Origin of the sequence: Nocardiopsis sp. FR4 (assembly GCF_009830945.1) — a bacterium.
Taxonomy (GTDB): domain Bacteria; phylum Actinomycetota; class Actinomycetes; order Streptosporangiales; family Streptosporangiaceae; genus Nocardiopsis.
In genome coordinates, this window is sequence record NZ_VWVV01000012.1 from 172,516 (window position 1) to 183,819 (window position 11,304).

General features: G+C 74.3%; 12 protein-coding genes. 6 read left to right on the top strand and 6 right to left on the bottom strand.

Features of this window, described 5'->3' with window-relative positions; genetic code table 11:
* Positions 1 to 6: 6 nt before the first annotated feature.
* From FYW95_RS13895 to FYW95_RS27715, 3 genes are all read right to left on the bottom strand, one after another.
* Positions 7 to 1,266 carry a cytochrome ubiquinol oxidase subunit I gene (locus FYW95_RS13895; RefSeq protein WP_159940849.1) on the bottom strand — a complete coding sequence of 420 codons (1,260 nt, stop codon included), beginning with the start codon at positions 1,264 to 1,266 and terminating at the stop codon, positions 7 to 9.
* A 175-nt stretch (positions 1,267 to 1,441) separates the two neighbouring features.
* A complete protein-coding gene (locus FYW95_RS13900; RefSeq protein ID WP_159940851.1) occupies positions 1,442 to 2,110 on the bottom strand; it encodes a response regulator in 669 nt (222 codons plus the stop codon).
* A complete protein-coding gene (locus FYW95_RS27715; RefSeq protein ID WP_236572184.1) occupies positions 2,107 to 3,324 on the bottom strand; it encodes a sensor histidine kinase in 1,218 nt (405 codons plus the stop codon). Before FYW95_RS27715 ends, FYW95_RS13900 begins: the two co-directional genes overlap by 4 nt.
* 261 nt (positions 3,325 to 3,585) lie before the next feature.
* On the opposite strand from FYW95_RS27715, the gene FYW95_RS28200 reads away from it, so the two are divergent.
* Complete coding sequence (locus FYW95_RS28200; RefSeq protein ID WP_159940853.1) at positions 3,586 to 3,960, top strand: AQJ64_40280 family protein; 375 nt, start codon at positions 3,586 to 3,588, stop codon at positions 3,958 to 3,960.
* A gap of 139 nt (positions 3,961 to 4,099) precedes the next feature.
* Here FYW95_RS28200 and FYW95_RS13915 read toward each other — a convergent pair whose 3' ends face one another.
* Entirely contained in the window at positions 4,100 to 4,957 is an 858-nt protein-coding gene (locus FYW95_RS13915) for a spermidine synthase (protein ID WP_159940855.1), read from the bottom strand.
* Between the two features lie 163 nt (positions 4,958 to 5,120).
* Here FYW95_RS13915 and FYW95_RS13920 point away from each other — a divergent pair, with 163 nt between their 5' ends.
* Entirely contained in the window at positions 5,121 to 6,857 is a 1,737-nt protein-coding gene (locus FYW95_RS13920) for a proline--tRNA ligase (protein WP_159940929.1), read from the top strand.
* A gap of 94 nt (positions 6,858 to 6,951) precedes the next feature.
* Here FYW95_RS13920 and FYW95_RS13925 read toward each other — a convergent pair whose 3' ends face one another.
* A complete protein-coding gene (locus FYW95_RS13925; protein ID WP_160050390.1) occupies positions 6,952 to 7,440 on the bottom strand; it encodes a ferritin-like domain-containing protein in 489 nt (162 codons plus the stop codon).
* Between the two features lie 45 nt (positions 7,441 to 7,485).
* The gene (locus FYW95_RS27720) at positions 7,486 to 7,974 is read right to left on the bottom strand and encodes a hypothetical protein (protein ID WP_201294851.1); all 489 of its coding nucleotides are present in this window, start codon (positions 7,972 to 7,974) and stop codon (positions 7,486 to 7,488) included.
* Positions 7,975 to 8,333: 359 nt separating this feature from the next.
* Between FYW95_RS27720 and rimP the strand changes: the two genes are divergently transcribed.
* The 4 genes from rimP to FYW95_RS13950 all read left to right on the top strand — a co-directional run.
* Positions 8,334 to 8,816, top strand: coding sequence for a ribosome maturation factor RimP (gene rimP, locus FYW95_RS13935; RefSeq protein WP_159940859.1), 483 nt, complete (start codon positions 8,334 to 8,336; stop codon positions 8,814 to 8,816).
* Positions 8,817 to 8,840: 24 nt separating this feature from the next.
* Positions 8,841 to 9,854, top strand: coding sequence for a transcription termination factor NusA (nusA, locus tag FYW95_RS13940; RefSeq protein WP_159940931.1), 1,014 nt, complete (start codon positions 8,841 to 8,843; stop codon positions 9,852 to 9,854).
* 70 nt (positions 9,855 to 9,924) lie between these two features.
* Positions 9,925 to 10,191: a YlxR family protein gene (locus FYW95_RS13945; RefSeq protein ID WP_255459367.1), complete on the top strand. Its 267-nt coding sequence runs from the start codon at positions 9,925 to 9,927 to the stop codon at positions 10,189 to 10,191.
* A 214-nt stretch (positions 10,192 to 10,405) separates the two neighbouring features.
* A partial coding sequence (locus tag FYW95_RS13950; RefSeq protein WP_201294852.1) for a translation initiation factor IF-2 N-terminal domain-containing protein occupies positions 10,406 to 11,304 on the top strand: 899 nt, incomplete at its 3' end.

Here is an 11,304-nt window from a genome sequence, read left to right on the forward strand (position 1 = left end):
CCGGGCTCAGAACGTGTGGACGGGGGCGGTGGGCTCCGGGGGCGCTCCGGGGCCCCCGGAGCGGTGCTCGGCCAGCGGGCCGCCCCCGGGGCCGCGCCGCGCGTAGCGCACCAGCAGCCAGCAGGTGACCGTCGCCAGGACGGCGAACGCGAGGGTGAAGCCCCCGAAGGAGACCGCGGCCGCGCCCGGGGACAGGGGGGTCACCGCGTCGGCCGTGGTCAGGTGGTGCACGACCGTCCAGGGCTGGCGGTTGGTCTCCCGGAACACCCAGCCGCCGACGCTCGCCAGATAGGGCAGGGACGGGGTGAGGACGAGCGGGGCGAGGAGCCACCGCCAGCGGTCCAGCCCGCCCAGGGGCCAGGCCAGCAGCAGCACGGGTCCGAGGAGGAACATCAGGGTCCAGGAGAGGACCATGGTCAGTTCGCCCGCGGTGCCGGCCGCCCCCAGGAGGGCGCCGCCCCCGGAGGCCGACTCCACGGCCGCGATCTCGGCGGCGGTGTAGGTGAGGCCGCTGGTCGGCGGCGCGCTCCCGAACAGCTCGAACTGCGGCCCGCCGAAGGCCGCAACGGGAACGGGCGCGATGCACAGCACCAGGGCCGCGTAGCGGACGCCGCGCCGGAAGATCCCGTGTTCGTCCTCGCGCCGCAGGATGTGGTGGGCGCTGGCCGCGGCGATGACCAGGGCACCGACCAGCAGGGACCCGGTGACGACGTGGCCGAAGGCCAGCAGGGCGGCCGGATTGGCCATGAGCGCCACCGGGTCCGTCAGCCGGGCGGCCCCGTCCACCACCTCGAAGCCCACGGGGTTGCGCAGAAACCCGTTGGCGACCAGCACCCACCACGCCGACGCGTAGGCCGTGGCGGTGACGACGGTGAAGCAGAACAGGTGCGCCCACCGGCCCATACGGTCCCAGCCGAAGATCCACAGCCCCAGGAAGGTGGACTCCACGAAGAACGCCGTCATCGTCTCCAGGGCCAGCGGCGCGGCGAAGGTGTAGCCGAACATCCCCTGCAGGCCGCTCCAGTTCAGGGCGAGCTGGAGCTCCATGACCAGGCCGGACAGCACCCCCGTCCCGTAGTTGACCAGGTACAGGCCGCCCCAGAAGCGCACGGCGGTCATCCGGGAGCGGTCGCCGCGCAGCGTGGCGGCGAGCTGGGTGACGAGGACGTACGGAGCCAGCCCGAGGGTCAGCGCCACGAACACGTAGTGGGTGGCGGCGGTCAGGGCGAACTGCAGCCGCGCCAGCGGCAGGGGGTCTTCGAACATCGTCGGGCCTCGCGTTCGGCGGTGGGAACGCGGCCCAGCATCCGGCGGCGGCGGGGGCGGGCGCATCGCCCGGGAGAGGGCTTCCGCGAGCCGCCTCCCGCGGTAGGAGGGCCCCGGGGCCTACGCCGCCGGGGCTAGGGGAGGACCCCGACCCGACCCCGGGCCCTCCCCGGGGCTACCGGATCCACCCGGGCGTGACCAGAGCGGTCTCGTAGGCGATGACCACCAGCTGGGCGCGGTCGCGCACGCCCAGCTTGACCATGGCCCGGCTCACGTGCGTCTTGGCGGTGGCCGGGCTGACCACCAGGCGCGCGGCGATCTCCTCGTTGGACAGGCCGCCGCCGACCAGGGCCACCACCTCCCGCTCCCGGTCGGTGAGGGCGGCCAGCCGCTCGGCGGGGTCGGGGGCGCGCGGCGGGCGGCGGGCGTAGTCGGCGATGAGCCGCCGGGTGATCCCAGGGGAGAGCAGCGCCTCGCCGCCGTGCACCACCCGTACCGCCTGCAACAGGTCGGCGGGCTCGGTGTCCTTGACCAGGAACCCGCTGACCCCGGCGCGCAGCGCCTCGAAGATGTACTCGTCCAGGTCGAACGTGGTCAGCATGACGATCCGGGTCGCGGTCAGCTCCGGATCGGCGAGGACGCGTCCGGCGGCGGCCAGGCCGTCCACACCGGGCATCCGGATGTCCATCAGCACCACGTCGGGCCGCTCCGACCGGGTCAGGCGGACGGCCTCCCCGCCGTCTGCGGCCTCGCCGACCACACCGATGTCGGGGGCGCTGTCCAGCAGCGCGCGGAATCCCGCGCGCACCAGGGCCTGGTCGTCGGCGAGCAGTACCCGGATCAACCGGTCCTCGATTCGTCGGAGGCGGACGGGGAAGCGGTGTCCGGTCCGGCGCCGTCGAGCGGGAACCGGGCACGCACCCGGAATCCTCCTCCCTGGAGGGGGCCCGCGTCCACCGTGCCCCCCACGAGCGCCGCGCGCTCGCGCATTCCGGTGATGCCGTTGCCCGGCACCGGGGGCCCGGCGGTCCCGCGGCCGTCGTCGGTCACCTCCACGACCAGCGCGGAGGCCCCGTGCTCGATCCGGACCCGGGCCGCGGCGGCCCCGGAGTGGCGGACCACGTTGGTCAGCGCCTCCTGGACCGTGCGGTAGGCGGCGGAGCCGGTGCTCACCGGCAGGCGCGGGGAAGGGCCGGCCACCTCGACGGTCACGTCGACGCCCGCGCCCCGGGTGCCCTCGGCCAGCGCCTCCACGCGGTCCAGGCCCGGGACCGGGGACCGGGGCGGGGCCTCGTCCACGGCGCGCAGCACGTCGAGGATGCCGCGCAGCTCGGTGAGGGTGTCCTTGCTGGTCCGCTTGATGGTGGCCAGCGCCTCGGCGGCCCGACCGGGCTCGGTCTCCAGCAGGTACAGGGCGGTTCCGGCCTGCACGTGGATGAGGGAGATGTTGTGCGCGACCGTGTCGTGCACGTCCCTGGCCAGCCGCACCCGCTCCTCGGAGGCCCGGCGCGCCAGTTCCTCCTCGCGGGTGCGCGCGCTCTCGGCCTCGCGCGCGTGTTCGACCCGCATGTACTCCCGGCGCCAGCGCACCACCTCGGCCGAGCACAGCAGGACCAGGACCCAGGCGACGAGGCCCACCGCCTCGGGGCGCGGGGCCCCGGTCACGGCGAGTTCGTATCCGTTGACCGCGGCGAACTGCCCGATGCCGAGCGCCCACCCGAAACGGCGGTACCCCCCGCGGACCAGGGTGTAGAGCATGACCGCGGTGCACACCATGACCAGGCCGTCGGGGTACCCCAGCGGGTAGTAGACGGTCGCGGCGACGACGGTGACCAGGGAGGCGGTGCGGGGGAGGGCGCTGCGCCACAGGACGGGCAGGCAGGCGGCCAGGACGAGCGCGTACCCCCACGGCAGGGGGTCGCGGTGGTTTGGCGCGGGATCGACGAGGGTGACCGCGAACGTGCTGCCCAGGGAGACCAGGAGCAGGGCGGCCGTCAGCCGTACGTCGGTGCGCGTGGGGCGCGGAACCGGGGCGCGGCCCCGTGGTGGTGCTGGCACACCACCGACAGTACGGGCCGCCCCTCGGGGGCGCGCGTCATCCCCGGGGAGGTTCCCGCGGAGCGGGCGTACTCCCGGGGGAGTAGGCGGCCGGCCCGGCCTTCCCCGCACCCGCAGGCCCCACCGCCCCGGGCGCGGCACCGGCCGCGTCGGCCGGCAGGCCGTGGGGCGGGGTTGCGCACGCCGGTGCCGGGTGGGTGGGACAGGAACCAGGAATGCGAGGATGGCCGCGTCCGACAGGAGACCGGAGCGGGGAGGGACATGCGCGCGGAGGTGGAGTGGGTGGACGTACGGGAGCGGCTGCCGAGGGACAGGGACGGGATGCCCCTGGCCGCGGCGATCACGGGCCGTTTGGCGCCCGACGGTTCGGAGGGGCACGATCCGGCGGCCGGGCAGGAGTTCTGGCTGGTGAGACCGATGTACTTCACCACCCACCACATCGCTGAGGACGGGCGTGAGTACCACGACTGCTTCGTCGATTCCGACGGTTTCGTCCGCTTTCCCTACGGCCGGGACCGTGACGACTCGGTCACCCACTGGGCCGAACTGCCCACTCTGCCGGGCACGACCGAGCATTACCTGGTGGGCGAGGAAGCGGGGACCGCTCGCGCGAACGCCTGGGGTGGGGGGACGTGACGGCGCGAACGCGGTGGAGCGGTGTCCCCACCGGCTCGGGCGGTACGGGACGACCGCGACCCGCCACGGCGGGACCGCGGGGTCCCGCCGGGCCGTGACCGCCCCGGCCGCCGCGCTGGTGCGGACGAGCCCCCGAAAACTAGAAGACGCCGTCCGGCGGCGCGGGGGAGTCCACGGCGTCGGCGTCGCGCACGGGGGCGCGGCCCGCGGCGAAGCGGTCCAGCTCCTCGCCCTCCAGCAGGCGGGCCATCTCCGGGTCGCGGTGGGCCAGGCGCCCCAGCTCGTCGGCGGGCAGGGGGCTGTGGGAGGCGGTCAGGACCAGGTTGCCGAACCGCCGCCCGCGCAGCACCCCGGGCTCGGCGGACAGCGCCGCGTGCGGCAGCGCCGTCCGCGCGGTCGCGACCTGGCCCCGGGCGTGCTCCAGGCTCCCGCCGTCGCCGATGTTGACCGCCAGCAGGCCGGTCGGCCGCAGCACGCGCGCCAGTTCGGCGTAGAACTCCGCGGAGGTCAGCCGGGCCGGGGTGCGCGCCCCGGCGAACACGTCGCTGACGATGAGGTCCGCGCTGCCGGTGTGCCGGGCGGTGATCCACTCCCGGGCGTCGCCGATGCCCACGCGCAGCTGCGCCCGGCGGTCCCAGGGCAGGCGGCGGCGCACCAGCTCCACCAGGGGCGCGTCCGCGTCCACCGCGCGCTGCCGGGAACCGGGCCGGGTGTGGGCCACGTAGCGGGCCAGGGTGAGCGCCCCCGCACCCAGGTGCAGGGCGTCGACGGGCTCCCCCGGCGGGGCCACCAGGTCGGCCGCGTGCGCGATCCGGCGCATGTACGAGAAGTCCAGGTAGGAGGGGTCGGACAGGTCCACGTGGGACTGGGGCGTGCCGTCCACGACCAGGAACCAGGAGTCGGGCCGGTCTGCGTCGGCGAGCAGCTCCGTGCCTGCTGGTACCTGACCGGTGTCCTCCTCCGGCTCCTCGTGCCGCCGCGTGCCGCGTCTGCCCACTTGTCCGCCTCCGTCCGTCGTCCACAGGCTATGCCGACGTCCGCGCGAACGCGCCCGCACTAGCGCTAGCCTGGAGGACCCAGGTTCCCTTGGGTCTCCCGGACGGGTTCGGGCGACCCAGTTTCTCTCGCTTTTTCCACGAGGAGTGGCCGTGCTACTGCGGATGTCGACCCTGTTCCTGCGCACCCTGCGTGAGGACCCGGCGGACGCCGAGGTGCCGAGCCACAAACTGCTCGTGCGCGGCGGGTTCGTGCGCCGCGCCGCCCCCGGCGTCTACTCGTGGCTGCCCCTGGGCAAGATCGTCCTGGAGAACGTCTCGCGCGTCGTGCGCGAGGAGATGGACGCCATCGGCGCCCAGGAGGTGCTGCTGCCCGCGCTGCTGCCCCGGGAGTACTACGAGGCCACCGGGCGCTGGGGCGAATACGGCGACACCCTGTTCCGCCTGCGCGACCGCAAGGGCGCCGACTACCTGCTCGGCCCCACCCACGAGGAGCTCTTCACCCTGCTGGTCAAGGGTGAGTACTCCTCCTACAAGGACTTCCCGGTCATCCTGTACCAGATCCAGGAGAAGTTCCGCGACGAGGCCCGTCCCCGGGCCGGTGTGCTGCGCGGCCGCGAGTTCCACATGAAGGACTCCTACTCCTTCGACATCGACGACGAGGGCCTGCAGACCTCCTACGACCTGCACCGCGCCGCCTACATCCGCATCTTCGACCGGCTGGGCCTGGAGTACGTCATCGTGTCGGCCACCTCCGGTGCGATGGGCGGCTCGGCCTCGGAGGAGTTCCTGGCCGTGGCGCCCACGGGCGAGGACACCTTCGTGCGCAGCACCGAGTCCGACTACGCGGCCAACGTGGAGGCCGTGGCCGTCCCGGCCCCCGCCCCCAGGCCCGTCGAGGGGCTGCCCGAGGCCGTGGTCCACCACACCCCGGACACCGCCACCATCCAGACCCTGGTGGACTTCCTCAACAACGCCGACCTGGGCCGGGACTTCAGCGAGGCCGACACCCTCAAGAACGTCCTGGTCAAGACGCGCGCCCCGGGCGCCGAGGACTGGGAGCTGCTGGCCATCGGCCTGCCCGGCGACCGCGAGGTGGACTTCAAGCGCCTGGAAGCCGCGCTGGAGCCCGCCGAGGTCGCGCTCCTGGACGACGCCGACTTCGCGGCCAACCCGTTCCTGGCCAAGGGCTACATCGGCCCGCGCGCCCTGCTGGACAACAAGGTCCGCTACCTCGTCGACCCGCGGGTGGCCACCGGCACCGCCTGGGTCACCGGGGCCGACAAGACCGACCACCACGTCCTGGACCTGGTCGCGGGCCGCGACTTCACCCCGGACGGCACCATCGACGTCGCCGAGGTGCGCGACGGCGACCCCTCCCCGGACGGCCGCGGCACGCTCTACACCGCGCGCGGCATCGAGATCGGCCACATCTTCCAGCTGGGCCGCAAGTACACCGACGCCTTCCAGCTCGACGCCCTGGGCCCCGACGGCAAGCCCCGGCGGATCACCATGGGCTCCTACGGCATCGGCGTCTCACGCGCCGTCGCCTCGGTGGTCGAGCAGTCCCACGACGAGCGGGGCATCGTGTGGCCTCGCGAGATCGCGCCAGCCGACGTGCACGTGGTCGGCACCGGCAAGGGCGAGCAGGTCGAGGAGGCGCTGCGCATCGGCCGGGAGCTGGAGGAGCGGGGACTGCGGGTACTGGTGGACGACCGCAAGGGCGTCTCACCCGGCGTGAAGTTCACCGACGCCGAACTGCTGGGCGTCCCGACGGCCGTCATCGTCGGCCGCGGCCTCAAGGACGGCCTGGTGGAGCTGCGCGACCGCGCCACCGGTGACCGCGAGGAGGTCGCTCTGGCCGAGATCGTGGAGCGCACCGTCGCCGCCTGCCGGAGCTGACCCCGGGGGACCGGCCGGCGGGGCCGGTCCGCGGGGCTGAGCGGCGCGGGCCGCCCGTCCGGGCGGCCCACCGATCCCGTCGCCGGTGTCCCGGCTATCCGGCCTCGTCGAAACCGGGCAGGGCCTCCAGCGCCCCGCCCCACTCCAGCGCGCGCACGGTCGTCTCCTGCAGGGCTCGGGCGGCCGTCACCCGCAGGTCGGTGTCGCGGGAGGCGGTCAGCCACGCGTAGGCGCGCGCCGCCGTCTGCTCCAGGTCCACGGCGTAGGCGTCCACGGCGGCGGAGCCCCCGTCCTCCGCCAGGGGATAGGCGGCCTGGGCGGGCGGCGGGTCCCAGCCGCGTTCCACCGCGGCCGCGTGCAGCGCGTCCCGCAGCGCCTTGTGCTCGTAGGCGGTGTTCCCGGCGCGCTCGCGGCGGCCCGCGTCCCCGGCGAGGCCGCCGAGGTGCTCGTAGCCGTACACGGCCCTGTGCTCGGCGCGCAGCGCCTCGGCCAGGGCCCGCGGCCCGGTGTCCTGTCCGGGGGACTCGGCGTCCCGTCCGGAGGACTCGGGGTCCTGCCCGGGGGACGCGGTGCTCTCGCTCACCCGCTACCTGCCTTCGCTCGTCCAGTGTCCGTCCGGAGCCTCAGGTCACGCCCGGGCCAGCAGGTGCGCGTGCCCGGCCTCGCAGGCGCCGACCGCGCTGATCAGCTGGGCCAGGCCGGGGTCGGTGACGGCGCCCGCCTGGTCCAGCCGCGCGCTCGTCGCGGCCGCCTCCAGGACCCCCAGGGCGGCGGTGTCCGGCACCCCCTCGGGCGGAGGGAGCTCCTCCGGTTCCGAGGCCTCCTCCGCGGGGGCGGGTTCCTCCTCGGGCAGGGCCTCCGTCAGCGCGTCCAGGTGGGACAGGTGGTGCTCCAGGAAGTCCCGCAGCAGGTCCGCGGGGCCCGAGCCCCCGGCGAGCGCGGCCTCGTACCGCGCGACCATCCGCTCCTTGTCCCGGATCACGGACCGCAGCACGTACGTGTCCGGGGTCATGTCCGAGGGGTACCACTCGACCCGGCCGCACCCGGCCAGGGCACCGGTGCCCACCGCGAGCGTCGCGCCCAGCACCGCGCGACGGCTGACACAGCCGATCCCCACGCCTGCTCCCTTCCGCGCCAGCGTGCCGTCCGCGACGGCCGACGGCCCCATCCTTCCATGTCCCGCGCCGGGGGCGGTCCGAGGCCGGGAGGGGTGTGGCCCGAGGCCCGGAGGGGCGCGGTCCCGAACCGGGAGGGGCACGCGGCGACGCGCCCCGGCCACCGCCGGCGACCTGGAAGGGTTCCGGGTGTGGATACCCTTGCAGCACGACCGCCGTCGTACGCGACGTGCGGACGGTCCGTGTCCCCGCGCGAGGGGCGGACCGTTTCAGTTGAAGACTACGTACAGAGCTGGACCGCCCCGTACACCGGCACATCGGCCGAACGGGCGGGATTTCGCCGCTGGAGGGGCAACACCACATGGGAGCGCCGTCGCGCGAGGAGCGCATCGCCGAGCTGCTGGAGCCGGTACTGGCCGCGGTCGGACTGGACCTGGAGGCCGTCGAACTGACACCGGCGGGCAAGCGGCGGGTGCTGCGCGTGGTCGTGGACTCCGACAACGGGGTCGACCTGGACACGGTCGGTGAGGTCAGCCAGGAGGTCAACACCCTCCTGGACTCCTCCGACGTCATGGGTCAGCAGCCCTACGTCCTGGAGGTCACCTCTCCCGGGGTGGACCGTCCGCTGACCCAGCCCAGGCACTGGCGCCGCTCCCGTGGACGCCTGGTGACCGCCTCCCTCGCCGAGGGGGGACAGGTCACCGGACGCGTCACCGACGCCGGCGACGAGGGGGTCACCCTCGACGTCGACGGCCAGCCCCGTACCTTCACCCACGCCGAACTCGGCAAGGGCAGGGTCCAGGTGGAATTCCGCCGAGACGCCGACACCGACGCGGCGGACTAGAGGGGGAGCCCCGTGGATATTGACATGAGCGTCCTGCGCAGCCTGGAGCGAGAGAAGGACATCTCGGTCGAACTGGTGGCCAAGGCCATCGAGGACGCGCTGCTGATCGCCTACCACCGCGAGGAGGGGCCCGACAAGCGGGCCCGCGTCGAGCTCAACCGCTCCACCGGGCACGTCACCGTGTGGGTGGCGGACACCAACGAGGACGGCGAGGTGGTCGGCGAGTTCGACGGCACCCCAACCGGCTTCGGGCGCATCGCCACATCCACCGCCAAGCAGGTCATCCTGCAGCGCCTGCGCGACGCCGAGGACGAGCTGACCCTGGGCGAGTTCGCCGGGCGCGAGCACGACATCGTCTCCGGCATCATCCAGCAGGGCAAGGACCCCCGCAACGTGCTGGTGGACCTGGGCCGGATCGAGGCGGTCCTGCCCCCGCAGGAGCAGGTGCCCACCGAGACCTACACCCACGGCGAGCGCCTGCGCGCCTACGTCGTCCAGGTCCGCAAGGGCCACCGCGGTCCCTCGGTCACCCTCTCGCGCACGCACCCCAACCTGGTGCGCAAGCTGTTCGAGCTGGAGGTGCCCGAGATCGCCGACGGCACCGTGGAGATCGCCGCGATCGCCCGCGAGGCCGGTCACCGCACCAAGATGGCCGTGCGCTCCAACCGGGGCGGGGTCAACGCCAAGGGAGCCTGCATCGGCCCGCTGGGCAGCCGGGTCCGCAACGTCATGGCCGAGCTCCACGGGGAGAAGATCGACATCGTCGACCACTCCGAGGACCCCGCCGTGTTCGTGGCCAACGCGCTCTCCCCGGCCCGGGTCAACTCCGTGGAAATCCTTGACATGGCCGCCCGGGTCGCCCGCGTGATCGTGCCGGACTACCAGCAGTCCCTCGCGATCGGCAAGGAGGGCCAGAACGCCCGGCTGGCCGCGCGTCTGACCGGATGGCGCATCGACATCCGCTCCGACGCCGAGCCCGCTGAGACGGTCCGGGAGGAGAGCGGTGCCGGAGACGGCGACGCCTCCGCGGCCGGGTAATCGGGTCGCGTTGACGGATCGACGCGATAGGGTGGCCCAAGACGGTCCTGACCGTCCCGTGCGTACGTGCGTGGGGTGCCGGTCGCGGGCAGTCCAGTCCGACCTCGTGCGGCTGGTGGCCGTGGGCTCGACCATCACGCCCGACACCCGAGGTCGACGTCCGGGGCGCGGAGCCTACCTGCACCACGATCGGCGGTGCCTTGAGCTCGCCGAGCGGCGCAGGGCGTGGTCACGCGCCTTCCGGAGGGGAGCGGGGGACGCCGGGTGGGACTCCTCACCCGTGGCGGCCCTGTTCGATGCCGCCCCGCGTGGCGGATCGGGTCAGCGCTCCCGATAGGGTTGGAATGTCTGGGCCGACCTTCTGGTTGTAGTGACCGAGGTCGGCGTACCAGTGCTGTGTCGGCACCTAAGAAACCGGCCCATTGTTGTGTAGCGATGAGGAAGCAGGTCGAGATTGCGATGAGCGCCTGATGAGTACGCAGCGATGAGTAACTCAAGCTAACGACGGTCCGGCACGAGCCCATGTCCCGGACCGAAGCTGAAGGAGAGTAGTGGCGAAGGTCCGGGTGTACGAACTCGCCAAGGAGTTCGGTGTAGAGAGCAAGGCTGTTCTGGCCAAGCTCAACGAGATGGGCGAATTCGTCCGTTCGGCGTCCTCGACGATAGAGGCCCCCGTCGTGCGACGCCTGCAGGAAGCTTTCAACAACGGTTCCGACGGCGGTCGGAAGGGTTCGGCTCCCAAGCCCGGCCCGCGTTCCGCCGCGGACAGCGGTGGCGCCCCCAAGCCGGGTCCGGCGCCCAAGCCGGGTCCCAAGCCGGCCCCCGCTCCCAAGCCCGCCGCGCAGGGCGAGTCCGCCCCGCGCCCCGGTGCTCCCAAGCCCGGTCCCAAGGCTCCGCGCGGCGAGGCGGGTTCCCGCCCCGGCGGCGCCCCCAGGCCCGGCGCCCCGGCGGGCCGTCCCGAGGCCGGTCGTCCCGAGAGCGGCCGCTCCGAGGGTGGCCGTCCCGAAGGCGGCCGTCCCGAAGGTGGCCGTCCCGAGCGCCCGCAGCGTGGTGAGCGTCCCCAGCGCGGTGAGCGCCCCGAACGCGGTGAGCGCCCCGAGCGCGGCGGTGCCCGTCCGGGCCCGCGTCCGGCCGGTCCCCGTCCGGGCAACAACCCGTTCGCGTCCAACGCCACCGGCATGGGCTCCAAGCCCGCCGCCCCGCGACCCGGCGGCGGTGCCCCGCGTCCGGGCGGTCCCCGCCCGGGTCCGCGTCCCGGCCCGCAGGGCGGTGGCGACCAGCGCGCCCCGCGTCCCGGCGGCGGTGAGCAGCGTGCTCCCCGTCCCGGCGGCGGTGCCCCGCGTCCGGGCGGTCCCCGCCCGGGTCCGCGTCCCGGCCCGCAGGGCGGTGGCGACCAGCGCGCCCCGCGTCCCGGCGGCGCCGCGGGTGCCCCCCGTCCCGGCGGCGGCGC

What these genes read in the sequence shown, in the direction of transcription:
- FYW95_RS13895 (WP_159940849.1), bottom strand. Translation starts at nt 1,266, where the DNA reads ATGTTCGAAGACCCCCTGCCGCTGGCGCGGCTGCAGTTCGCCCTGACC.
- FYW95_RS28200 (WP_159940853.1), top strand. Translation starts at nt 3,586, where the DNA reads ATGCGCGCGGAGGTGGAGTGGGTGGACGTACGGGAGCGGCTGCCGAGG.
- FYW95_RS13920 (WP_159940929.1), top strand. Translation starts at nt 5,121, where the DNA reads ATGTCGACCCTGTTCCTGCGCACCCTGCGTGAGGACCCGGCGGACGCC.
- rimP (WP_159940859.1), top strand. Translation starts at nt 8,334, where the DNA reads ATGGGAGCGCCGTCGCGCGAGGAGCGCATCGCCGAGCTGCTGGAGCCG.
- nusA (WP_159940931.1), top strand. Translation starts at nt 8,841, where the DNA reads ATGAGCGTCCTGCGCAGCCTGGAGCGAGAGAAGGACATCTCGGTCGAA.